Here is a 24,043-nt window from a genome sequence, read left to right as displayed (position 1 = left end):
CGTGCCCCGGCCGGATCCGGAGGCGCGACGGGGGGCTTTGAGGCCCCGCTCGGATCGACGCGCCGGATCGGACACGACGCGGCGGCCCGCTGGTACGGCGCCGCCCGAGCGGTAGGACAGGCAGCGATGGCACGCCAGGACGCGAACGAAGCGCTTCTTCGAACCTCCTTCCTCTACGGCGCGAACGCCGCCTGGATCGAGGAGCTGCAGGCGGCCCATGCCCGCGATCCGAACTCGGTCGATCCCGAGTGGCGGGCCTTCTTCAAGGAACTGGGCGAGGACGATGCCCTGGTGAAGAAGAACGCCGAGGGCGCCTCCTGGCAGAAGCCGAACTGGCCGGTTCCACTCAACGGCGAGATCGTCTCGGCGCTCGACGGCAACTGGGGGGCGCTGGAAAAGGCGCTCGGCGAGAAGATCCAGGCCCGGGCCGGAAAGCCCGGCGACTCGGCCAAGGGCGCGGCCATCGTCGCGGCCACCGGCGTGTCGGTCGAGCAGGCCACCAAGGATTCCGTGCGCGCGATCATGGTGATCCGCGCCTACCGCATGCGCGGCCATCTCCACGCCAAGCTCGACCCGATCGGGCTCGCGCCCCGCGGCGACCACGAGGAGCTGCACCCGCAGCATTACGGCTTCCAGGAGAGCGACTGGGACCGCAAGATCTTCCTCGACAACGTGCTCGGCATGGAATTCTCGACGATCCGGGAGATCGTCGGCATCCTGGAGCGCACCTACTGCCAGACGCTCGGCGTCGAGTTCATGCACATCTCCGACCCCGAGGAGAAGGCGTGGATCCAGGAGCGCATCGAGGGCAAGGACAAGGAAATCTCCTTCACCCCGGAAGGGCGTCGGGCGATCCTGAACAAGCTGATCGAGGCCGAGGGCTTCGAGAAGTTCCTCGACCTCAAGTATACCGGCACCAAGCGCTTCGGCCTCGACGGCGGCGAGGCGATGGTCCCGGCGCTCGAACAGATCATCAAGCGCGGCGGCGCGCTCGGCGTCGAGGAGATCGTGCTCGGCATGGCCCATCGCGGCCGGCTGAACGTGCTCACCAACGTGATGGCCAAGCCCTTCCGGGCGGTGTTCCACGAGTTCAAGGGCGGCTCGTCCTCACCCGCGGAGGTCGAGGGTTCGGGCGACGTGAAGTACCATCTCGGCGCATCGAGCGACCGCGCCTTCGACGACAACACCGTCCACCTCTCGCTCACCGCCAACCCGTCCCACCTCGAAATCGTCGATCCGGTGGTGCTGGGGAAGGTGCGGGCCAAGCAGGACCAGAAGGCCAAGCCCAACGTCGAGCGCCGCAAGGTGCTGCCGCTCCTGATCCACGGCGATGCGGCCTTCGCCGGCCAGGGCGTGGTGGCCGAGTGCCTCGGCCTGTCCGGCCTGAAGGGTCACCGCACCGGCGGCTCGATCCACTTCATCATCAACAACCAGATCGGCTTCACCACCGACCCGCGTTTTTCGCGGTCTTCGCCCTATCCGTCCGACGTGGCGAAGATGGTGGAAGCCCCGATCTTCCACTGCAACGGCGACGACCCCGAAGCCGTGACCTTCGCGGCCAAGGTGGCGACCGAGTACCGCCAGAAGTTCGGCAAGCCGGTCGTGATCGACATGCTGTGCTACCGCCGCTTCGGCCACAACGAGGGCGACGAGCCGGCCTTCACCCAGCCGAAGATGTACCAGCGCATCCGCAAGCATCCGACCGCGCTGGAGACCTACGGCAAGAAGCTCGTCGCGCGGGGCGACGTGACCCAGGAGCAGCTCGACGCGCGCAAGGCCGAGTTCCGCTCGATGCTGGAGAGCGAACTCGACGTCGCGGGCGGCTACAAGCCGAACAAGGCCGATTGGCTCGACGGGCGCTGGTCCGGCTTCAAGGCGGTGCGCGAGGACGTGGACGATCCCCGCCGCGGGCGCACCGGCGTGCCGGTCGAGACCCTGCGCGACCTCGCCACCCGGATCACCACGCCGCCGCCGGGCTTCCACCTGCACCGCACGATCCAGCGCTTCTTCGACAACCGCGCCAAGGCGGTCGAGACCGGCGTCGGCATCGACTGGGCGACGGCCGAGGCGCTCGCCTTCGGCTCGCTGCTGATCGAGGGCCACCGGGTCCGGCTCTCGGGCCAGGACGTCGAGCGCGGCACCTTCTCGCAACGCCACGCCGTGGTGATCGATCAGGAGAACGAGCAGCGCTACACGCCCCTGAACTCGGTGCGCGAGGGGCAGGCGAGCCTGGAGGTCATCAACTCGATGCTCTCCGAGGAGGCGGTGCTCGGCTTCGAGTACGGCTACTCGCTCGCCGAGCCCAATTCCCTGGTGCTGTGGGAGGCGCAGTTCGGCGACTTCGCCAACGGCGCGCAGGTCGTCATCGACCAGTTCATCTCATCGGGCGAGCGCAAGTGGCTGCGCATGTCCGGCCTCGTGATGCTGCTGCCGCACGGCTACGAGGGCCAGGGACCGGAGCACTCCTCGGCCCGTCTGGAGCGCTATCTCCAGATGTGCGCCGAGGACAACATGCAGGTCGCCAACTGCTCGACGCCCTCGAACTACTTCCACATCCTGCGCCGGCAGTTGAAGCGCGACTTCCGCAAGCCGCTGATCCTGATGACGCCGAAATCGCTGCTGCGCCACAAGCGGGCGGTCTCGAAGATCGAGGACATCGCGGAAGGCTCGACCTTCCACCGCATCCTGTGGGACGACGCCGAGCACGACGAGAACGGCGTGAAGCTCGTGCGCGACGACAAGATCCGCCGCGTCGTGCTGTGCTCGGGCAAGGTCTACTACGACCTCTACGAGGAGCGGGAGAAGCGCGGCGTCAACGACGTCTACCTGATGCGCGTCGAGCAGCTCTACCCGTTCCCGCTCAAGGCGCTGGCCAACGAGATGACCCGCTTCCGCAACGCGGAGGTGGTGTGGTGCCAGGAAGAGCCCAAGAACATGGGTGCCTGGTCCTTCGTCGAGCCCTACCTCGACTGGGTGCTGGGCCAGGCCGGCTCCGCCTCGAAGCGCGCCCGCTACGTCGGCCGTCCGGCCTCGGCCTCGACCGCGGTCGGCCAGATGTCGAAGCACCTCGCCCAGCTCCAGGCCTTCCTCAACGAGGCGCTGGCGGTCTGAACGCCGGCCCTTACGCGAACGATCCACCAACCGGGTGCCCGCGCGTCCTGCGCGCCCCGAAACCGCGGTGAAGACAAAGACCATGGCCACCGACATCCTCGTCCCGACGCTCGGCGAATCCGTGAGCGAAGCCACGATCGGCCGCTGGTTCAAGAAGCCCGGCGACACGGTGGCCGCCGACGAGCCCCTGGTGGAACTCGAGACCGACAAGGTCACGCTCGAAGTGAACGCCCCGGCCGCCGGCCAGCTCGGCGAGATCCTCGTCAAGGACGGCGAGACGGTGGAGCCCGGCGCGGTGCTGGGCTCGATCGTCGAGGGCGGCAAGGGTGAGGCCAAGTCGGAGTCGAAGTCGAAGCCCGCGCCGAAGAGCGCCGAGGCCGCCGAGACCAAGGCGCAGTCCCGCGAGGAGAAGGGCGAGGGCAAGCCGGCCAGGCAGGACGCCCCGGCGAAGGAGTCCTCCGCCTCCTACGGCAGCCACGGCGACGCCCCGCCCGCGGGCGGACGCGGTGCCGACGAGAGCGGCCCGGCGGTGGCCAGGCTCGCCCGCGAATCCGGCGTCGATCCGGCGAGCCTCAACGGCAGCGGCAAGGACGGCCGCGTGACCAAGGGCGACATGCTCGCCGCCATCGCCAAGGGTGGCGACAGGGGCGGCGACAAGCAGGAGGCCAAGGCTCCGGCGCCGCCCCGCGCGCCGTCCGCCCCGGACGACGCCGCGCGCGAGGAGCGCGTGCGGATGACCAAGCTGCGCCAGACCATCGCCCGGCGCCTCAAGAGCGCCCAGGACACGGCGGCGATGCTGACCACGTTCAACGACGTGGACATGGGCGCGGTGATGGCGCTGCGCGCGCAGTACAAGGACATCTTCGAGAAGAAGCACGGCACGAAGCTCGGCTTCATGGGCTTCTTCACCAAGGCGGTGATCGGCGCGCTCAAGGACGTTCCCGCGGTCAACGCCGAGATCGACGGGCAGGACCTCGTCTACAAGAACTACTATCACGTCGGTATCGCGGTGGGCACCGACAAGGGCCTCGTCGTGCCGGTGGTGCGCGACGCCGACGACCTGTCGATCGCCGGCATCGAGAAGAAGATCGCGGGCTTCGGCAAGAAGGCGCGCGAGGGCAAGCTCTCCATCGACGAGATGCAGGGCGGCACCTTCACCATCACCAACGGCGGCATCTACGGCTCGCTGATGTCGACCCCGATCCTCAACGCCCCGCAATCGGGCATCTTGGGCATGCACCGCATCGAAGAACGCCCTGTCGTGCGTGGCGGAAAAATCGAGGCGCGGCCGATGATGTATCTGGCGCTCTCCTACGATCACCGCATCGTCGACGGGAAGGAGGCCGTGACCTTCCTCGTCCGCGTCAAGGAGGCGCTGGAGGATCCGGCCCGCCTCGTGCTCGACCTGTGAGGCTGCACTCCTCGAAGGACGGTCCCGACCTGTGCAGATATGGGTTCTCATTTCCGAGATCTTGAGAAATCTTGCTCTCGGAATCGCGGCCTTCGGCGGTGTGCTCCTGGCATGGTGGAAGCTGGTTCCGGAGCGCCGACAAGCCGGAACGGCGGCGGCTCAAGCCGAGCTTGCGCGGCGGGCTCATGTCACAGAGTTGTTCAATCGTGCCGCCGGACAGCTCGGAGACGAACGCCTCGAAGTGCGGCTCGCCGCCATCTATGTTCTGCGTGAGGTCGGGCGTGACTTTCCCGATCTCGCCAATCCGGTGTTCGAGCTGTTGCAGGCCCATCTGCGGGAGCGCAACATCCCCTATGACGATGTCGATCCGCCGATCGAGATCCGCGCCATCATCGACACGCTCCGCATGAGGATCTCCGCCGATGAAGCCTCGTCAAACGGATGACGTTCGGTCGGTCCTGAACGTTCGGGGAGCCTTCATCCGCCGGACGAACTTCAGCGGGACCGACCTGCGTGGAGCCGACCTCTCGCAGGCGGATGCGAGCGGCGCCTCGTTCCGCAACGCGGATTTCGCGGGCGCCCGCCTCTCGGGAACCGTCTTACGCGGTGCTGACCTCACGGGCGCAACCAATCTGACGGACGAGCAGCTTTCGAGCGCCGTGATCGACGAACACACCCTTCTACCCGCCTATATCGACCGCTCGAAACTGAGAAACGATATGCGGCATTCTCAAGAATCTCTGGGCTGAATCGCGAATGTCGAACACCTACGATCTCGTCGTCATCGGCACCGGCCCCGGGGGCTATGTCTGCGCCATCCGGGCGGCCCAGCTCGGGCTGAAGACCGCGGTGGTCGAGAAGCGGGCGACCCACGGCGGCACCTGCCTCAACGTCGGCTGCATCCCCTCGAAGGCGCTGCTGCACGCTTCCGAAGCCTTCGAGGAGGCCAGCAAGCATTTTTCGGACCTCGGCATCGATGTCGGCACGCCGAAGCTCGACCTGAAGACGATGCAGGGCTTCAAGCAGGGCGGCGTCGACGGCAACACCAAGGGCGTCGAATTCCTGCTCAAGAAGAACAAGGTCGATGCCTATCACGGCCGCGGCCGCATCGCCGGGGCCGGCCGCGTCGAGGTGATCTCGGACGACGGCGGCAACCAGATGCTGGAGACCAAGAACATCGTCGTCGCCACCGGCTCCGACGTGACCCGGCTGCCCGGCGTCGCGATCGACGAGAAGACGGTGGTCTCCTCCACCGGCGCCCTCGAACTGGCCCAGGTGCCGAAGCGGCTCGCGGTGATCGGTGCGGGCGTGATCGGGCTCGAACTCGGCTCGGTTTGGCGCCGGCTCGGCGCCGAGGTGACGGTGATCGAGTATCTCGACCGGGTGCTGCCGGGCATGGACGGCGAAACGGCCAAGCAGTTCCAGCGCATCCTCGCCAAGCAGGGCATGGTCTTCAAGCTCTCGACCAAGGTGACCGGCGTCGAGGCGGGGAAGAAGGGCGCGACGGTGACCGTCGAGCCGGCGCAGGGCGGCGAGCCCGAGAAGCTCGAAGCCGACGTGGTGCTCGTCGCCATCGGCCGCGTGCCCTACACGGAGGGGCTCGGGCTGGAGACGGTGGGCATCGCGACCGACGACAAGGGCCGCATCGAGACCGACGAGCACTACGCCACCAACGTCACGGGCATCTACGCCATCGGCGACGTGATCGCCGGGCCGATGCTGGCCCACAAGGCCGAGGACGAGGGCGTCGCGGTCGCCGAGATCCTGGCCGGCCAGTCGGGCCACGTGAATTACGGCGTGATCCCGAACGTGGTCTACACCTTCCCCGAGGTCGCCTCCGTCGGCAAGTCCGAGGAGGAATTGAAGAAGGACGGCACCGCCTACAACGTCGGCAAGTTCCCCTTCACGGCGAACGGCCGGGCCAAGGCCAACGGCACCACCGACGGCTTCGTGAAGATCCTGGCGGACGCGCAGACGGATCGCGTGCTCGGCGTGCACATCGTCGGGGCGGACGCCGGCAACCTCATCGCCGAGGTCGCGGTGGCGATGGAGTTCGCGGCCTCGGCCGAGGACATCGCCCGCACCTGCCACGCCCACCCGACGCTGACCGAGGCGGTCAAGGAAGCCGCGCTCGCCGTCGACAAGCGGGCGATCCACGTCTGATCGCCTCTCCGCGGACACGGCCTTCCGGGTCCGCGCCCGTGCTTCGACACGCCGCGGGCCCATCGTGAAACAAGCGGGACGATCGCTCTGCGACCTTGTGTCGTTCACGAAACGTTCAAGCCTTCATTCCTTATGGAACGGGCTCGTGTAACATCGGATTGACAGGCGCAATCCGGCCCGGTGGGTCGCACCCTCTGGGAGTTTCGATGCCCTCCTCGCCCGAGAAGCCCAGGGCTCCCGGCCCGAACACGCCGGTGACCGGGAGTGGTGCTTCAGGCGTCGTCGACCAGCATCACGACATCTTCTTCGCGGCCGTCGAAACGACGCGCATGCCGATGATCGTCACCGATCCGCACCAGCCGGACAACCCGATCATCTTCGCCAACCGCGCCTTCATCCGCATGACCGGCTACACGGTCGAGGAGCTGATCGGGAACAACTGCCGCTTCCTGCAGGGGCCGGAGACCGACCGGGACACCGTCTCGGAGGTGCGCGAAGCGATCCGGGAGCACCGGGAGTTCGCCGCCGAGATCCTGAACTACCGCAAGGACGGCTCCTCGTTCTGGAACGCGCTGTTCGTCAGCCCGGTGTTCAACCGCTCGGGCGACCTCGTCTACTTCTTCGGCTCGCAGCTCGATGTCTCGCGCCGCCGCGATGCGGAGGAATCGCTGCATCAGGCCCAGAAGATGGAGAGCCTGGGCCAGCTCACCGGCGGCATCGCCCACGATTTCAACAACCTGCTCCAGGTGGTGTCGGGCCACAACGAGGTGATGCTGGCGCTGCTCGACCATCCCGAGATCGACGTGGCGCGGATGCACCGGGCCGGCGAGGCGGTGCGGGCGGCGACCGACCGGGCCGCCAAGCTCACCCACCAGCTCCTCGCCTTCTCGCGCAAGCAGCGGCTGGAGGGGCGGCTGCTGAACCTCAACGGCCTCGTCGAGAGCATGGGCGAGATGGCCGGCCGGACGCTGGGCGACGACATCGTCCAGAGGTCCGTCCTCGCACCGGACCTCTGGACGACCCGCATCGACCCGACCCAGGCCGAGGTCGCCCTGCTCAACGTCCTGATCAACGCCCGCGACGCGATGCCGGAGGGCGGCACGGTGACGGTGCGCACCGAGAACCTGCTGATCGAGGACGAGGACACCGCCCTGTACAAGACGGTGCCGCCCGGCGCCTACGTGGTGGTCTCGGTGACCGACACCGGGCTCGGCATGCCGCCCGAGATCCTGTCGCGCGTCATGGAGCCGTTCTTCACCACCAAGGGGGAGGGCAAGGGCACCGGGCTCGGGCTCGCCATGGTCTACGGCTTCGCCAAGCAGTCGGGCGGCTCGGTGAAGATCTATTCCGAGGTCGGCCACGGCACCACGGTGCGGCTCCTGTTCCCGGCCTCCGACCAGAAGGTCGAGGACGAGTTGAAGCCCTCGATCCGCGCCGCCGACCGGCACGGCACCGAGACGGTGCTCGTCGTGGACGACCGGCCCGACGTGGCGGCCACCGCCGGCACCATCCTGGAGGATTTCGGCTACAAGGTCACCGTGGTCGACGGCCCCAAGGCGGCGATCGAGATTCTCGACGGCGAGGCGCGCATCGACCTCCTGTTCACCGACCTGATCATGCCCGGCGGCATGAACGGCGTGATGCTGGCCCGCGCCGCGCGGGAGCGCCAGCCCAAGATCAAGGTGCTGCTCACCACCGGCTACGCCGAGGCCTCGATCGAGCGCACCGACGCGGGCGGCACCGAGTTCGAGATCATCAACAAGCCCTACAAGCGGATGGAACTGGCCCGCCGGGTGCGCCGGGTGATCGACGGGCCGACCGGGGTCGGATAGGGCTTTCCTGCCCTATCATGCCGTTTCCGATCGATCGCTTCGGATTTCGGCCCCACGCCGTCCTCGCGAGCGGCCGCGAAGCGGTCCAGGGCGCGACAGGTCCGGAAAGGGCGCGCCCTGGATGGCTTGGGCCGAGCCTCGCAAGGACGCAGGACAGGCCGAAGCCATCGACCGGACAACCGTATCAGCCCCGGGGCCCCTCGACCTCGGTGCCGAACTCGGCCGCCGCGTGCTCCAGCCACCGCCAGAAGCTGCCGGCGAAGCTGCGGGCGACGGCGATGTCGTAGGTCGGGCCGGCGTCGCGCTGCCAGAGCTGCACGCCGATATGGGCGATGCTCGTCACCGCCGCCCGCCCCGGCCCGAAGGCGCGGGGATGCAGATCGACCGCCACGCCCTTGGCGAGCATGGCCCGCGCCTTCGGGCCCGACACCCGCACCAGGGCGCGGCCGTCGCCCTGGTCGGTGACGGCGGCCACGCCCCGCAGGGCCTCCGGCAGGTCCCGCAGGGCACGGGGCGATTCCGCGACCGCGAGCCACTGGCCCGGCGCGGACCAGACCAAGCCCGTCTCACCCGCGAACACGGCCCCGCCGGCCCCCGGCAGGGACAGGCCGAGGCGCTCCGCCACGATCGCCGTCAGGTCGGCCTCCCGGCCGTCCGCCGCGATCACGGTCGCGAGGCCGCGCCCCTCCAGCAGGGTCAGGCGGATGCCCGCCGCCCCGTCCGGCGCGCCGTGCCGTCCGATCGTCGCCGCGCCCTCCCAGGCGCCGCGGGGCCGCCAGGGGGACGGGGGCGTTTGGGTGGTTGCCGCCTCAGACACGCAGCTTCTCCTCCTTCGGGTCCACGAAGACCGGCGAACAGATCTCCACCTCGATGTCGGCGTCGCGCACCGGATCGTAGGCCCGCACCCGCTCGCCGCAGCGCTCGGGGCCGCGCCGGATCAGGCCGATCCCGATCCAGCGCCCCAGGCTCGGCGAGTAGGCGACCGAGGTCATCACGCCCTCGTCCGCCTCCAGGCTCGGCGCGGCGTCGAGGCGCAGGAAATGCGCCCCCGCCCGCAGCCGCGCGCCCGGATCGACCGGCCGGAAGCCGGCCAGGATCGGCCGCTCCGGGTCGGTGAGCGCCGGGCGCTCCTTCATCAGGCGGCCGACATAGTCCTTCTTCCTGGCGAGCATGCCGCCGAGGCCGAGGTCGCCGGCGGTGGTCTGGCCGTTGATCTCAGGCCCGGCCGCGTGGCCCTTCTCGATGCGCATCACCGAGAGCGCCTCCGAGCCGTAGGCGGTGATGCCGTAGGGCAGGCCCGCCTGCATCAGCGCCCGCCACGCGGCGTCGCCGTAGGCGGCCGGCACCGCGAGTTCGTAGGCGAGTTCGCCCGAGAACGAGATGCGGAACAGCCGCGCCGGGATGCCGCCGCCGACGGTGACGTCGGCGCAGGCGAGGAACGGGAAGGCTTCGTTGGAGATGTCGAAGCCGGGATCGACGATGCGGCGCAGGGTGTCGCGGGCGCGCGGGCCCGCGATCGCGTACTGCGCCCATTGCTCGCTGACCGAGGCGAGCTGCACGTCGAGCTCCGGCCACAGCCATTGCCGGCAGAATTCGAGGTGCTGCATCACCCGCGCGGCGTTCGCCGTCGAGGCGGTCATGACGTAGTGCGTCTCGGCCATCCGCGCGACGGTGCCGTCGTCCATGACGAGCCCGTCCTCGCGCAGCAGCACGGCGTAGCGCGCCCTGCCGACGGGGAGCGTCGCGAAGGGGTTGGCGCAGACCCGCTCGATGAAGGCCAGCGCGTCGCGGCCCTGGATGTCGATCTTGCCGAGCGTGGTGACGTCGCAGATTCCGACGCGGGCACGCACGGTCTCGACCTCCCGCACCACCGTGTCGAGCCAGTCGGCCTCGCCGGCCTTGGGGAAGTAGGCGGGGCGCAGCCACAGGCCGGTCTCGACGAAGACGCACCCGTTCTCCTCCGCCCAGGCATGGGAGGGGACGTGGCGGGCGGCGCGAAAATCCCTGCCGCGGTGGTGGCCGGCGAAGGCGCCGATGGCGACCGGGGTGAAGGGCGGGCGGAACACCGTGGTGCCGACGCTCGGGATGTCCTTGCCCGTCAGCTCGGCCATGATCGACAGGCCGGCGAGGTTCGAGGTCTTGCCCTGGTCGGTGGCCATGCCGAGCGTCGTGTAGCGCTTGAGCAGTTCCACCGCGCGGAACCCCTCGCGGTGGGCGAGTTCGACGTCGGAGGCCGCCACGTCGTTCTGGAAGTCGACGAAGGCTTTTCCCTTGGGTCTCGGCACGCGCCAGAGCGGCGCGTGCGCGTCGCTCTCCGGATCGGTTTTCGGAGTGGCCTCGGCCGTGGCGCCGAAGCCGCAATCGGTCGCCGCCTCGGCGCCGGCCCGGGCGCCGGTCTCCAGGCAGTCCGCCAGGGTGAAACGTCCGGCGGCAGCGCCGACGGCCTGCATGCCGGAGGGGAGGGTGCCGGGCACGAAGGCGTGGATCGCCTCGTCCCAGACCGGCCGGCGCGACAGGTGCGAGTCGAGGTGGACGACCGGGTTCCAGCCATTGGCCATGGCGAGGCCGTCGCAGGGAATCGTCTCGGTGCCGTGAGAGCCGTCCACGACCTGGATCGCGCTCAGCCCGAGATGGCCCTTGGTGCCGGCGACGTATCCGCCCGTCACCACCCGCGCGCCGGCGGCCTCCGCCATCCGGCGCAAGTGCGGCGGGACGGAAGGACGGGTGTCGATCACCGCCGCGAGGCCGCCGCCCGCGGCCAGCACGTCCGCGGCCGTGCGCCAGCCGTCGTCGCTCGACGTGAACACGGCCAAGCGGTGCCCCGGCAGCACGCCGTAGCGGTTGAGATAGGTCCGCACGGCGCCCGCCAGCATCACGCCGGGCCGGTCGTTGCCGCCGAAGACGTGCGGGCGCTCGATGGCGCCGGCCGCGAGCACCGCGCGCCGCGCCACGATCCGCCACAGCCGCTGGCGCGGGGCGTGGGCCGCGGGCACCGCGAGATGGTCGGAGACGCGCTCGACCGCGCCGTAGGCGCCGTGATCGTAGACGCCGAACAGGGTGGTGCGCGACAGGATGCGCACCTCCGGCAGGCTGTTCAGTTCGGCCACAGCGCGGGCGGCCCACTCGGCCCCGCTCTCGCCGCCGATCTCCCGCCGCTCCGCCAGCAGGCGCCCGCCGATCGAAAAGTCCTCGTCGACCAAAATCACCCGGGCGCCGGAGCGGCCGGCGGCGAGCGCCGCCGACAGGCCGGCCGGGCCGCCGCCGATGACGAGCACGTCGCAATGGGCGTGGGCGTGGTCGTAGGTGTCGGGGTCGGGGGCGTCGGCGGCGCGGCCGAGGCCCGCCGCGCGCCGGATCATCGGCTCGTACAGCTTCTCCCAGAAAGCGGCCGGCCACATGAAGGTCTTGTAGTAGAAGCCCGCGGCGAAGACCGGCGAGAGCAGGGCGTTGACCGAGAGCGCATCGACGCGAAGCGAGGGCCAGCGGTTCTGGCTCGCCGCCTCCAGCCCCTCGTAGAGTTCGGCCATGGTGGCGCGGGTGTTGGGCTCGCGCCGGGCGCCCGTGCGCAGCTCGACCAGGGCGTTCGGCTCCTCCGAGCCCGCCGACAGGATGCCGCGGGGCCGGTGGTACTTGAACGAGCGGCCGACGAGGCGCACGCCGTTGGCGAGCAGGGCCGAAGCGAGCGTGTCGCCGTGGCAGCCGGTGAGGCGCCGTCCGTCGAAGGTGAAGTCGCGCAGGCGCCGCCGGTCGATCAGGCCGCCGGTCGCGGTGCGGAAGGGCTGGTCGGCGGAGACGGGGGCCTCCGCGCGCTGAAGGGCGAGCGTGGTCATGCGGCCTCTCCCGAGCGGCGCGCCCGCGCGACGTCGCGCGCCGGCTCGACCGATTGAATCGCGTGGGTGCGGGTGTCGCGGGTCACGACCAGCCAGGAGCGGCATCCGGCGGCATGATACCAGAGTTCGCGGATGATCCCGGCCGGGTTGTCGCGCAGATACACGTAGTCGTGCATGGCCTGCGCCGAGGCGTCGAGCCCGTCGGGGCGCCGGGGCGCGGCGTCGCCGAGGTAGCTGAACTCCCCGTTGTCGCGCTCGCCGCAATGGGGGCATCGGATGCGCATGGCGTGTCGTCCTGCTTCGTCTCGTTCGGACCCACCCTCGCCCTCATCCTGAGGTGCCGCGAAGCGGCCTCGAAGGAGGGCTCCAGGGATCGCGGTGTGTTCTGGAGGCCCTCCTTCGAGGCCTCCGCTGCGCTCCGGCACCTCAGGATGAGGGCAGTGAAGGGAAGGCTGCAGTCAGCCCCTCAATGCAGGTTGGGCTGCGCGCCCATGCCCTTCTCGTCGATGAGATGGCCCGTGGCGAAGCGGTCGAGGCGGTAGGCGCTGGCGTCCGCGTGCGGCTCGTCGCGGGCGATCAGGTGGGCGAAGCAGAAGCCGGCGGCGGGCGTCGCCTTGAAGCCGCCGTAGCACCAGCCGGCATTGAGATAGAGACCGCCGATCTCGGTGCGGTCGATGATGGGGCTTCCGTCCATCGACATGTCCATGATGCCGCCCCAGTGGCGCAGCAGCCGCAGGCGTCCGAGCCCCGGCCACAGCGCCATGCCGCCCTCCATCACGTCCTCGATGGTGTGGAGGCTGCCGCGCTGGGCATACGAATTGTAGCCGTCGATGTCGCCGCCGAAGACGAGGCCGCCCTTGTCCGACTGGCTGACGTAGAAGTGGCCGGCACCGAAGGTCATCACGCCGTCGATCAGGGGCTTCACGCCCTCGCTGACGAAGGCCTGGAGGACGTGGCTCTCGATCGGCAGGCGCATGTCCACCATGCCGGCGAGCAGCGACGACGAGCCGGCCACCGACAGCGCGACCTTGCCCGCGCGGATGAAGCCGCGGCTGGTCTCGACCCCGGTGACGCGCCCGCCCTCGCGGCGGATGCCGGTGACGGCGCAGTTCTGGACGATGTCGACGCCGCGGTCGCTGGCCGCGCGGGCATAGCCCCAGGCCACGGCGTCGTGGCGCACGGTGCCGCCGCGGCGCTGGATGAGGCCGCCCTTCACGGGGAAGCGCGCGTTGTCGAAGTCGATGAAGGGAACCAGCCGGCGCACGCCCTCGCGATCCAAGAGTTCGGCGTCGATCCCGGCGAGCCGCATCGCGTTGCCGCGGCGGGCGTAAGAATCGCGCTGGGCGTCCGAATGGTACAGGTTCAGCACGCCGCGCTGGCTGACCATGGCGTTGTAGTTGATGTCCTGCTCCAGCCCCTCCCAGAGCTTCATCGACCGCTCGTAGAACGGGATGTTGCCGGGCAGGCCGTAGTTCGAGCGCACGATGGTGGTGTTGCGCCCGACATTGCCGGAGCCGACATGGCTCTTCTCCAGCACGGCGACGCTGGTGATCCCGTGTTCCTTGGCGAGGTAGTAGGCGGTGGCGAGCCCGTGCCCGCCGCCGCCGACGACGACCACGTCGTAGGCCTCGCGCGGGGCGGCGTCGCGCCATTGCGGCGTCCAGTCCCGCTGGCCGCGCAGGGCCTGCCCCAGGACACTGAACAGGGAATAGCGCATGGGGTGATCCGCTCTTCGCCGGAAGATGTCTGTACGGCCCAGCGTTAGCCGACATCGCCGGGCGCGGGCTTGCATTTCGCGACACGTTTCCGGCAAATCGCGCAGAAATGCGAGACGAGACCGAATCTTCGGACCGCATCCGGCCCGGACGAAAGCCCCCGCGGGGACAAGAGCCCGCCGCGCTGACGGTCGGCTTCGTGCTGGTGCCGGACTTTCCCCTGATGGCCTACACCGCGGCGGTGGAGCCCCTGCGTGCGGCCAACACCCTGTCGGGCTGCGAACTGTACCGCTGGTGGCACGCCGCCCCCGGCGGCGGCGTGGTGCAGGCCTCGAACGGGCTCGGCATCGTCACCGACGTCGCGGTCGGCGCCGGCGAAACGGCCGCCGACCGCGTCTTCGTCTGCGCCGGCGGCAACCCGGCCGATTTCGACGACCCGCCGCTCTTCGCGTGGCTGCGCGGGCTCGCCCGGCACGGGGTGACGCTCGGCGGCATCTCCGGCGGCCCCTACCTGCTCGCGCGCGCCGGCCTGCTCTCGGGACGCCGCTGCACGCTGCACTGGGAGCACGTCCCGGCCTTCGAGGAACGCTACCCCGACATCGACGTGGTCCGCTCCCTGTTCGAGATCCAGGGCGACCGAATCACCTGCTCCGGCGGCATCGCCGCCCTCGACCTGATGCTCGACCTGATCGGCCGCGACCACGGCGCCGGGCTCGCCGCGGGCGTCGGCGACTGGTTCCTGCACAACCAGATCCGCGAAGGATTGAGCCCGCAGCGGATGGATCTGCGCCAACGCTTCGGCGTGCGCGACCCGCGCCTCCTGCGGGTGCTCGCGGCGATGGAAGCGAACCTCGAAGCGCCGCTCCCGCGCGAGACCCTGGCCGGTCTCGCCCACGTCTCGGTGCGGCAGTTGGAGCGCCTGTTCCGCGATCGCCTCGGGCGAGGCCTCCACCGGCATTACCTGCACTTACGCCTCGACCGGGCGCACCAGCTCGGCCGGGAGAGTGCGCTGAGCCGCGCCGAGATCGCCACCGCCACCGGCTTTGCCAGCGCCGACGAACTCTCGCGCGCGGAGCGGCGGCGGCAGGGGGCGAAGGCTTGAGGCCTTTGTCGATCGATCCCTTCTGTCCCGCCGCCATCGCGAGCGTCGGCGAAGCGATCCAAAACGCTCAAAGCCGCCCTCCAAAAAGGCAGCTTTGAATCACCCTTCGCGCTCCGCGTGAACCCCAAGAGGCCACGCGACCTGGGGTTCGATAGCCAAAAGCCCCCTTTTTTCGCCGCACTCCCCGGCGACAAGGCGGGACGTCCTACGCTCAAGGTTCGTCTCCGAAGGTCGCCCCGCGCCCATGTGTCGTCGCCTGCCTCCGTTCCGGCCGCACGTCCTCGCCGCCTGCCTCCTCGTCTCGACCGCGCCGGCTTTCGCGCAAGGGGCGCCGCGCTCGATGGCGGAGTGCGAGCGGCTGAAGAACGACCTCGCCTACAACCAGTGCCTCGCCATGTTCGGCCCGCCCGCGCGCAACGTCGCCGGCGGCGGCGGTTACGTCAGCGGCAGCGATCCCGCGCCCAGCACCTCTTCCGTGGCCTCCACCGCGACGATCCCCGGTATCCCTTCCGTCGAGGAGCCCGATGTCGAGCCGGTGGGCCGGAAGGGGCGCCGCGGGCGCCATGGCCGCCGCCACGGCCGGGCCAGCGCCAGCTTCGATATCGGCAGCGCCGAGACCGGGGCGGGGGAATCGGAATCCGGCTCGTCGCGCGCGCGCCGCCGGCGCCGCTGAACCTTCAGTCCACGTTGAGCCGCCGCCCGCGGTTCCAGGCCAGGAACGGCACGCCGGAGACCAGGCTCGCCAGCGCGGCATCGGTCTGGTGCAGGCCGTTCACCGAGACCCGCGGCAGGGCATGGCAATGGTCCGCGTGCCCGGCGAAGAGATGGCCCGGCCGGGTCGTCACGGCGGTCGCGAAGCCGAGTCTTCTTGCCATGCCGAACTCCCGGGCACCCGCCGACGTCGGGTCGCCGACCGGATAGGAGAGGTGGCGCACCGGGCGCCCCAGTTCCGCCTCGATCCGCGCGCGGCTCCGGCCGATCTCCCGCTCGGCGAAGGCGGCGTCGTGCTTGGCGAGCATCGGGTGCGAGAGCGTGTGCGCGCCGATGGTCACCGCGGGATCGCGGGCGAGGTCGCGCAAGCCGTCCCAGGTCAGGCAGAGCTCCCGGGCGATCCCGCCCGGTTCGAACCCGGCCTCGCGGCCGAGGCGGGCGATCTCGTCCAGAAGCACCGGCTCCGGCCCGGCGCGCAAGAGGCGGTAGGCGGTCTCGAAGGCGGCGGTCTTCTGCGCATGCGTGCGCGCCGGCAGGACGCGTCCGGAGCCGAGCCGCACCGTGTCGAGCCGGGCGACCGCCCGCTCCAGTTCGAGCCACCACAGGCGCCCGCGCCCGTCGGCGAAGTCGCTCGTCACGAACAGCGTCCAGGGCGCGCCGTGCCGGGCCAGCACGGGGCGGGCGTGTTCGACGTTGTCGCGATAGCCGTCGTCGAAGGTCAGCACCGCGAAGGGGCGCCCGCCCTCGCGCGCCGCGAGCCGCGCCGGCACTTGGTCGAGCCCGATCCACTCGAAGCCGCGGGCGGCGAGCAGGCTCAGGGTCCGGTCGAGGAAATCGGGGGTGATCGACAGCAGGGCGTTCGGCGCGAAGGCCGGTGCCGGCTCGGGGCGCACGTGGTGGAAGGTGAGGACGAGGCCGCGCCCGCGGGCGGCGGGGGCGAGCCAGCGGTCGGCGCCGGTGGCGGACACGGCCCGGAAACCCGCGCGGAACAGGCGGTGACGGGTGCGGGGCGAGAGCATGGCGCGTCACGGTTCGAGAGAGCCGGGCAGCCCCCGGCGGGCGCGAAACTAGCGGCAGACGCGAAAAGCTTTCGTTACCCATCCCCGCAGGTCGATCGTGTCCATCAACCGGACCTTGAGGATGCGGCGGCGAGGGTCGCCGGCAGGATCGTTTTTGCCGCACGGCGCCCGGTCGGACGCGACTTCGGCGGCGCCCGGGCTGGGGGATGTTGGGATGGCGGCTCTCGCCGAGGATCTGGGTCGGCCCGTGCCCGCGCGGGCGCGGAGCCATGGCGGCCTCGTCGCGGAGGTGTTCTCCGATCTCGCCGCCGTCGAAGCGGTCTGGCGGTCGCTCGAAGCCGATCCGGCGGTGCTGATGACGCCCTACCAGCGCTTCGATTGGGTGGCGGCCTATCTCGGAGCCGGGATCGAGTCGGCGGCGGCGACGCGAATCCTCGTGCTGCGGGACGGGGGCGGGCGCCCCCGCCTCCTGATCCCGCTGACGGTGGGACGACGGGGCCCGTTGCGGGTCGCGGCGGTGATCGGCGGCCGGCACGCCAACTTCCACATGCCGCTCTTCGCCTCCCGCGAGGCGGCGGCGCTGCGGCCGGAGGATCTGACCGAGGCGCTGGTGCGGGGGGCACGCACGGCCGGCATCGACGCCTTCGCCTTCCGCAACCAGCCGCGCGTCTGGGACGGAACCCCGAACCCGCTGGCGGACCGCGGCCTGCCCGCGCCGAGCGACGCCTACGGCATGCTGCTCGGCCCCGACGCCGAGGCCACCCTGCGCCGGGTGTTCAGCGGCGACACCCGCAAGAAGCTGCGGGCCAAGGAGCGCAAGCTCGTGGAGGTGCTGGGCCCGATCGAGCACCGGATCGCCGACACGCCCGAGGCGGGGGCCGAAATCCAGGCCGCCTTCTACGCGCAGAAGGCCGCCCGCTTCGCCGGCCTCGGCATCGCCGACCCCTACGCGGACGAGGCGGTTCGCCGCTTCATCGCCGCCGCGACCGCGCCGGGTGGCCCCCCGGCGATCGAGGTCCACGCCCTGGTGGCGAACGAGAGCGGGCGCATCCTGGCGACCTTCGGCGGCGCGGTGGACGGCGCCCGCTTCTGCGGGATGTGGACGTCCTTCGACACCGCTCCCGAACTCGGCCGCTACAGCACCGGCGAGATCCTGCTGCACCGGCTCGTCGGCCAGCAGGCCACGCGGGGGCGGCGCGCCCTCGATCTCGGCGTCGGCGAGGCCGGCTACAAGGCCAAGACCTGCGACGAGACCATCGAACTCGTCGAGCAGGTCGTGCCGGTGAGCCCGGCGAGCCACGCCTTAGCCCTGGCCTCCGGACTCGCGGTGCGGCTCAAGCACCGCATCAAGCGCTCGCCGCAGCTCTGGGCGGCGGCCCGGAGCCTGCGGCGGTTGCGGGGCCGACCGGCCGCCACGGCCTGAAGGATCGTCCGCCATCCGGTCGATCCCTTCGGGATGGCGGATGACCGTCTCCGCTCGAGCGCCGCGCGGGCCTGCTGATACGGTTTGCCGCCTCATACGACATCCGGTTGATGAGTTCGGCCTCTCCTGCGTCATCGCGAGGCGAAGCCGTGGCGATCCAGGGCGCGCCCTTTCCGGACCTGTCGCGCCCTGGATCGCTTCGCGGCCGCTCGCGAGGACGGAGGGTGGCCAAACCCGAAGCGATCGATCGGAAACGGTATCAGATGCCGCGGTTGATGATGGTGGGCAGCGAGGGCTGCGTGTAGGCGCGGTTCACGTCGCGGCGGGTCTGCGTGCCGTTGGTGTCGCTGGAACTGCGATAGTTGCTGGTATCGAAGGACGAGGCCAGGCCGGGACCGCCGGAATCCGTGCTGTTGCAGGCGGACAGTCCGACGGCCAGGGCCGCGGCGGCGAGGAGGAGCGTGGAGCGCATCGGAGCTTCCTGTCGAAGGCGGGGCGTCCCCGCGGATCGGACGAACGGCGTGCCGCGCCCCGCCGCCCTCGGGCAAGGGAAAAGTGGCGGCGCGGGAGCGGCGGTGTGCGATCCCGCGCCGAGTGTGTCCTATTCGGCCGCCGCCTTGAGAGTGCGGGCCGGGTCGTAGTTGAGGATCGGCCCGAGCCAGCGCTCGACCGCGGCGACATCCATCCCCTTGCGCAGGGCGTAATCCTCGACCTGATCGCGCTCCACCTTGGCGACGCCGAAATAATGCGCGTCCGGGTGGGCGAGATAGATCCCCGAGACCGAGGAACCCGGCCACATGGCGTAGGACTCGGTGAGCCGCACGCCGATCCGGCTCTCGGCCTTGAGGAGATCGAACAGCGTGACCTTTTCGGTGTGGTCGGGCTGGGCCGGGTAGCCCGGCGCGGGCCGGATGCCGTCGTACTTCTCGTGGACGAGGTCGTCCGCGGTGAAGCTTTCGTCCGGGGCATATCCCCAGAACTCCTTGCGGACGCGCTCGTGCATCCGCTCGGCGAAGGCCTCGGCGATGCGGTCGGCGAGCGCCTTGACCAGGATCGAGCGGTAATCGTCGTTCGCCCGCTCGAAGCGCTCGGCGATGCGCACCTCTTCGAGGCCCGCCGTCACCACGAAGGCGCCGACGTAATCGGCGATGCCCGTCTCGGCGGGAGCCACGAAATCGGAGATGCAGGTGTTCGCACGCCCGTCACGCTTCGACAGTTGCTGGCGCAGGCCGTGGAAGGTCGCGAGTCTTTCGGATCTGCTCTCGCCGGCGTAGAGCACGATGTCGTCGCCGACGCCGTTGGCCGGCCAGAAGCCGATCACCGCCTTCGGGTTGAACCAGCGCTCCTCCACGATCCGCTTGAGCATTCCTTGCGCGTCCTCGAACAGGGCGCGCGCCGCCGGGCCCTGCTCGGGATCGTCGAGGATCGCGGGGAAGCGGCCCTTGAACTCGTAGGTCTGGAGGAACGGGGTCCAGTCGATGTAGGGGACGAGGTCCGCCACCTCGTAGGAGCCGTAAACGCGGGTTCCGGTGAAGCTCGGCTTCTTCGGAGCGTAGCCAGACCAGTCGACCTTGAAGGCGTTCGCCCGCGCCTTGGCGAGCGGCAGCCGCTGCTTGTCGGCCTCGGAGCGACGGTGCGCGTCGGCGACCTTGGCGTACTCGGCCCGCACCCGCTCGATCGTGGCGCCGCGGGTCTCCTTGGAGATCAGGCTCGACACCACGCCGACGGCGCGGCTCGCATCGGTGACGTAGACCGCCTGACCCTTCTCGTAGGCCGGGTGGATCTTCACCGCGGTGTGGACGCGGCTCGTGGTGGCGCCGCCGATGAGCAGCGGCATCTCCATCCCCTCGCGCTCCATCTCGGAGGCGACGTGGACCATCTCGTCGAGGGAGGGCGTGATCAGCCCCGACAGGCCGACGATGTCGACCTGCTCCTTCTTCGCCGTCTCGAGGATCCTGGCGGCCGGCACCATCACGCCGAGATCGATGATCTCGTAGTTGTTGCAGGCGAGAACCACGCCGACGATGTTCTTGCCGATGTCGTGCACGTCGCCCTTCACGGTGGCCATCAGCACCTTGCCGGCGGCCTGGCGCTTGCCGTCGCCGCCGCCCGCCCGCTTCTCCTCCTCCATGAAGGGTTCGAGATAGGCCACCGCCTGCTTCATCACCCGGGCCGACTTCACCACCTGCGGCAGGAACATCTTTCCTGAGCCGAACAGGTCGCCGACCACGTTCATGCCGGCCATCAGCGGGCCCTCGATGACGTGGAGCGGGCGTTCGGCTTGTCCGCGCGCCTCCTCGGTGTCGGCGACGATGTACTCGGTGATGCCGTTGACCAGCGCGTGCTCGATGCGCTTCTCGACCGGGGCCTCGCGCCAGGACAGGTCGGCGGTCCTGGCCTGGGCCGACGCGCCCGTCTTGAACCGCTCGGCCGCCTCCAGCAGGCGCTCGGTGGAATCCGAGCGCCGGTTGAGCACGACGTCCTCGCACAATTCGCGCAGCTCCGCCGGGATCTCGTCGTAAACGCCAAGCTGGCCGGCATTGACGATGCCCATGTCCATGCCGGCGGCGATGCAGTGGTACAGGAAGACCGCGTGCATCGCCTCGCGCACCGGCTCGTTGCCGCGGAAGGCGAAGGACAGGTTCGAGACGCCGCCCGAGACGTGGGCGTGCGGCAGGGTTTTCCGGATTGTTCGCGTGGCTTCGATGAACGCGACGCCGTAGGGGTCGTGCTCCTCGATACCCGTGGCGACGGCAAAGATGTTCGGGTCGAAGACGATGTCTTCCGGCGGGAAGCCGACCTGCTCGGTCAGGATCCTGTAGGCCTTGGTGCAGATCTCGACCTTGCGCTCGTAGCTGTCGGCCTGCCCCTGCTCGTCGAAGGCCATCACGACCACCGCCGCGCCGTAGGAGCGGCAGATTCTTGCGGTTTCGATGAACGTCTCCTCGCCCTCCTTCATGGAGATCGAGTTCACGATCGGCTTGCCCTGGAGGCACTTCAGGCCGGCCTCGATCACCTCGAACTTCGAGGAATCGACCATCACCGGCACCCGGGCGATGTCCGGCTCGGCGGCGACGAGGTTGAGGAACTCGACCATCGCCTTCCGGGAGTCGAGCAGGCCCTCGTCCATGTTGACGTCGATGACCTGGGCCCCCGCCGCGACCTGATCGCGGGCGACGTCGAGCGCGGCGGCGTAGTCGCCGTTGGTGATGAGCTTCCTGAACTTGGCCGAGCCGGTGACGTTGGTGCGCTCACCCACGTTCACGAACGGAATTTCTTCGGTCAGCACGAAGGGCTCGAGGCCCGACAGGCGCATCAGGCGCGGGATCTCGGGGATCGCGCGCGGCTTCTTGTCGGCGACGGCCTCCGCGATGGCGCGGATATGGTCCGGCGTGGTGCCGCAGCAGCCGCCGACCATGTTGACGAGGCCGCTCTCGGCGAACGCGCCCACCAGCTTGCCCATCGCCTCCGGGCTCTCGTCGTAGAGGCCGAACTCGTTGGGCAGGCCGGCATTGGGATAGGCGCAGACCAGCGTGTCGCAGATGCGCGACAATTCGGCGATGTGCCCGCGCATTTCCCTGGCGCCGAGGGCGCAGTTGAGGCCGAAGGTCAGCGGGCTCGAATGGCGGAGTGAATTCCAGAAGGCGGCGGGCGTCTGGCCCGACAGGGTGCGGCCGGAGAGATCGGTGATGGTGCCGGAGATCTGGATCGGCAGCCGGATACCGGTCTCTTCAAAAACCTGCCACGCGGCGGCGATGGCCGCCTTGGCGTTCAAGGTATCGAAAATCGTCTCGATCAGGATCAGCTCGGCGCCGCCGTCGATCAGGCCGCGCACCTGCTCGACATAGGCTTGGCGGACCTGATCGAAGGTGACGGCGCGGTAGCCGGGATTGTTCACGTCCGGGGAGATCGACAGCGTGCGGTTGGTCGGGCCGATGGCGCCGGCCACGAACCGGCGGCGGCCGTCTTTTTCCTGCGCGAGCTTGGCCGCCTCGCGGGCGAGGCGGGCGCCTTGCGCGTTCAGCTCGTGGATGATCGATTCCATGCCGTAATCGGCCTGGGCGATCGTGGTGCCGGAGAACGTGTTGGTCTCGCAGACATCGGCGCCGGCGAGGAAGTAGTCGAGGTGGATCTGCCGGATCGCGTCGGGCTGTGTGAGGATCAAAAGGTCGTTGTTGCCCTTCTGGTCGTGCCCGTGATCCCTGAAGCGGTCCCCGCGAAAATCCTCTTCCGTGAATTTCAGGCGCTGGATCACCGTGCCCATCGCCCCGTCGAGGACGAGGATCTTTTCCGAGGCGCGCTGGCGCAGCGTGCGCTCGATCTCGGTGCCGTCGACGGGGGGGAAGTCGGTCATGTCAGCTTTCTCGATCGTTCGGCGCGGGTATGGCCCGATCCGAGGAGGAAGTCAGGGTGTTGATTCGAGATCGGCCAAGCGCTTCAGAACCTGCTCACCCCGGGCAGCATCATGCCAAAAGGTCGGCTGGTTCCTGAGCGCTTCAAGCTGGGCTCCGATCAGGGCATCGTGTCGATCGGGGTCCAACATTGTCATTCGTGCCTCACCGCGAATCGCGCGGAGCAGAGGCAGGATGCTGTGCTTCCCGCGAGCATCCGTTTGACAGAAACGTCCCATCCTCGCCCTCATCCTGAGGTGCCGTAGCGAAGCGGAGGCCTCGAAGGATCTTCCAGATCCCGCGCGTCTCCTGGAGTATCCTTCGAGGCCGCTTCGCGGCACCTCAGGATGAGGTGTTTAGCCAGGATCTCTGTCGCCAAATGAGGTCTGGGCTCAGGCCGCCTTCGCCGCCGCCTTCGCCGGCGCCTGCGAGCGCAGGCCCAGGAGATGGCAGATGGCGTAGACGAGGTCGGAGCGGTTCATCGAGTAGAAGTGGAAGTCCTCCACCCCCTCGTCGACGAGGTCGAGCACCTGCTCGGCGGCGACGGCCGCCGCGACCAGCCGGCGCGTCTCCACGTCGCTGTCCAGGCCCTCGAAGCGGGCGGCGAGCCAGTAGGGCACCGAGGCGCCGGTGCGGCGGGCGAAGTTGGCCGCCTGCTTGAAGTTCTGCACCGGCAGGATGCCGGGCAGGATCGGGATGTCGATGCCGGCCGCGCGCACCTTGTCGCGGTAGCGCAGGTAGATCTCGTTGTCGAAGAAGAACTGGGTGATCGCCTGATCGGCGCCCGCATCGACCTTCGCCTTCAGGGCGTCGATGTCGGCGTCGAGCGAGGCGGCCTCGGGGTGCTTCTCGGGATAGGCCGAGACCGAGACCTTGAAGTCGCCGACCCGCTTGATGCCGGCCACGAGGTCGGCCGTCGTGGCGTAACCGCCGGGATGGGGCCGGTAGGTGTGGCCGACGCCCTCGGCCGGGTCGCCGCGCAGCGCCACGATGTGGCGCACGCCCGCGTCCCAGTAGGACTGCACGACGGAATCGATCTCGTCGCGCGTGGCGTTCACGCAGGTGAGGTGGGCGGCGGGCTTGAGGCCGGTCTCGCGCACCATGCGCGCCACGGTGTTGTGGGTGCGCTCGCGGGTGGAGCCGCCGGCACCGTAGGTCACCGAGACGAATTTCGGCTGGAGCGGCGCGAGGCGCTCGATCGAGGACCAGAGGATCCTTTCCATCTCCTCGGTCTTGGGCGGGAAGAACTCGATCGAGACGCGGATCGGGCGAAAGCCGTCGCGGCTGGCGCGGTGCCGGGAAGCGCTGGGCATCTGTCGTCCCTTCTCTTTGAAG

Annotated in this window: 17 protein-coding genes; 9 read left to right on the top strand and 8 right to left on the bottom strand. The window is 69.7% G+C overall.

Annotation, left to right across the window (positions count from 1 at the left end; translation table 11 throughout):
• The first annotated feature begins 126 nt into the window (after window positions 1–126).
• From PGN25_13065 to PGN25_13040, 6 genes are all read left to right on the top strand, one after another.
• Entirely contained in the window at window positions 127–3,111 is a 2,985-nt protein-coding gene (locus PGN25_13065; protein ID MEH3118485.1) for a 2-oxoglutarate dehydrogenase E1 component, read from the top strand.
• Window positions 3,112–3,193: 82 nt separating this feature from the next.
• The gene (gene odhB / locus PGN25_13060; GenBank protein MEH3118484.1) at window positions 3,194–4,522 is read left to right on the top strand and encodes a 2-oxoglutarate dehydrogenase complex dihydrolipoyllysine-residue succinyltransferase; all 1,329 of its coding nucleotides are present in this window, start codon (window positions 3,194–3,196) and stop codon (window positions 4,520–4,522) included.
• A gap of 61 nt (window positions 4,523–4,583) precedes the next feature.
• A complete protein-coding gene (locus PGN25_13055; GenBank protein ID MEH3118483.1) occupies window positions 4,584–4,967 on the top strand; it encodes a hypothetical protein in 384 nt (127 codons plus the stop codon).
• Window positions 4,945–5,271: a pentapeptide repeat-containing protein gene (locus tag PGN25_13050; protein ID MEH3118482.1), complete on the top strand. Its 327-nt coding sequence runs from the start codon at window positions 4,945–4,947 to the stop codon at window positions 5,269–5,271. The genes PGN25_13055 and PGN25_13050 overlap by 23 nt, the downstream gene beginning before the upstream one ends.
• A 7-nt stretch (window positions 5,272–5,278) precedes the next feature.
• Entirely contained in the window at window positions 5,279–6,685 is a 1,407-nt protein-coding gene (gene lpdA / locus PGN25_13045; GenBank protein ID MEH3118481.1) for a dihydrolipoyl dehydrogenase, read from the top strand.
• Between the two features lie 206 nt (window positions 6,686–6,891).
• Window positions 6,892–8,517: a histidine kinase famiy protein gene (locus tag PGN25_13040; GenBank protein MEH3118480.1), complete on the top strand. Its 1,626-nt coding sequence runs from the start codon at window positions 6,892–6,894 to the stop codon at window positions 8,515–8,517.
• A 184-nt stretch (window positions 8,518–8,701) separates the two neighbouring features.
• On the opposite strand, the gene PGN25_13035 is transcribed toward PGN25_13040, so the two are convergent.
• The 4 genes from PGN25_13035 to PGN25_13020 form a co-directional block, all read right to left on the bottom strand.
• Window positions 8,702–9,334, bottom strand: coding sequence for a sarcosine oxidase subunit gamma (locus tag PGN25_13035; protein MEH3118479.1), 633 nt, complete (start codon window positions 9,332–9,334; stop codon window positions 8,702–8,704).
• Complete coding sequence (locus PGN25_13030) at window positions 9,327–12,347, bottom strand: sarcosine oxidase subunit alpha family protein (protein ID MEH3118478.1); 3,021 nt, start codon at window positions 12,345–12,347, stop codon at window positions 9,327–9,329. Before PGN25_13030 ends, PGN25_13035 begins: the two co-directional genes overlap by 8 nt.
• The gene (locus PGN25_13025) at window positions 12,344–12,631 is read right to left on the bottom strand and encodes a sarcosine oxidase subunit delta (protein MEH3118477.1); all 288 of its coding nucleotides are present in this window, start codon (window positions 12,629–12,631) and stop codon (window positions 12,344–12,346) included. The genes PGN25_13030 and PGN25_13025 overlap by 4 nt, the downstream gene beginning before the upstream one ends.
• A 182-nt stretch (window positions 12,632–12,813) precedes the next feature.
• On the bottom strand, window positions 12,814–14,064 hold the full coding sequence (locus PGN25_13020; protein MEH3118476.1) for a sarcosine oxidase subunit beta family protein: 1,251 nt from the start codon (window positions 14,062–14,064) through the stop codon (window positions 12,814–12,816).
• Between the two features lie 107 nt (window positions 14,065–14,171).
• Here PGN25_13020 and PGN25_13015 point away from each other — a divergent pair, with 107 nt between their 5' ends.
• The gene (locus PGN25_13015) at window positions 14,172–15,164 is read left to right on the top strand and encodes a GlxA family transcriptional regulator (GenBank protein ID MEH3118475.1); all 993 of its coding nucleotides are present in this window, start codon (window positions 14,172–14,174) and stop codon (window positions 15,162–15,164) included.
• 244 nt (window positions 15,165–15,408) lie between these two features.
• Window positions 15,409–15,837: a hypothetical protein gene (locus PGN25_13010; GenBank protein MEH3118474.1), complete on the top strand. Its 429-nt coding sequence runs from the start codon at window positions 15,409–15,411 to the stop codon at window positions 15,835–15,837.
• 4 nt (window positions 15,838–15,841) lie between these two features.
• Here PGN25_13010 and PGN25_13005 read toward each other — a convergent pair whose 3' ends face one another.
• Complete coding sequence (locus tag PGN25_13005; GenBank protein MEH3118473.1) at window positions 15,842–16,894, bottom strand: polysaccharide deacetylase family protein; 1,053 nt, start codon at window positions 16,892–16,894, stop codon at window positions 15,842–15,844.
• Between the two features lie 214 nt (window positions 16,895–17,108).
• Here PGN25_13005 and PGN25_13000 point away from each other — a divergent pair, with 214 nt between their 5' ends.
• Window positions 17,109–18,317 (top strand): GNAT family N-acetyltransferase, encoded by a 1,209-nt coding sequence (locus PGN25_13000; protein ID MEH3118472.1) that lies wholly within the window; start codon window positions 17,109–17,111, stop codon window positions 18,315–18,317.
• Between the two features lie 259 nt (window positions 18,318–18,576).
• Here the strand turns inward: PGN25_13000 and PGN25_12995 are convergent, their stop codons facing one another.
• From PGN25_12995 to metF, 3 genes are all read right to left on the bottom strand, one after another.
• Window positions 18,577–18,789: a hypothetical protein gene (locus tag PGN25_12995; protein MEH3118471.1), complete on the bottom strand. Its 213-nt coding sequence runs from the start codon at window positions 18,787–18,789 to the stop codon at window positions 18,577–18,579.
• A 129-nt stretch (window positions 18,790–18,918) separates the two neighbouring features.
• The gene (gene metH / locus PGN25_12990; GenBank protein ID MEH3118470.1) at window positions 18,919–22,671 is read right to left on the bottom strand and encodes a methionine synthase; all 3,753 of its coding nucleotides are present in this window, start codon (window positions 22,669–22,671) and stop codon (window positions 18,919–18,921) included.
• 429 nt (window positions 22,672–23,100) lie between these two features.
• Window positions 23,101–24,021, bottom strand: a complete 921-nt coding sequence (gene metF, locus PGN25_12985; GenBank protein MEH3118469.1) for a methylenetetrahydrofolate reductase [NAD(P)H] — start codon at window positions 24,019–24,021, stop codon at window positions 23,101–23,103.
• Between the last annotated feature and the right edge of the window lie 22 nt (window positions 24,022–24,043).

The sequence above is a fragment of the Methylorubrum populi genome, assembly GCA_036946625.1.
GTDB classification, from domain to species: Bacteria; Pseudomonadota; Alphaproteobacteria; order Rhizobiales; family Beijerinckiaceae; genus Methylobacterium; species Methylobacterium populi_C.
Note: the sequence above shows the minus strand (reverse complement) of the source record. Positions and strands in the feature narration are given on the sequence as shown.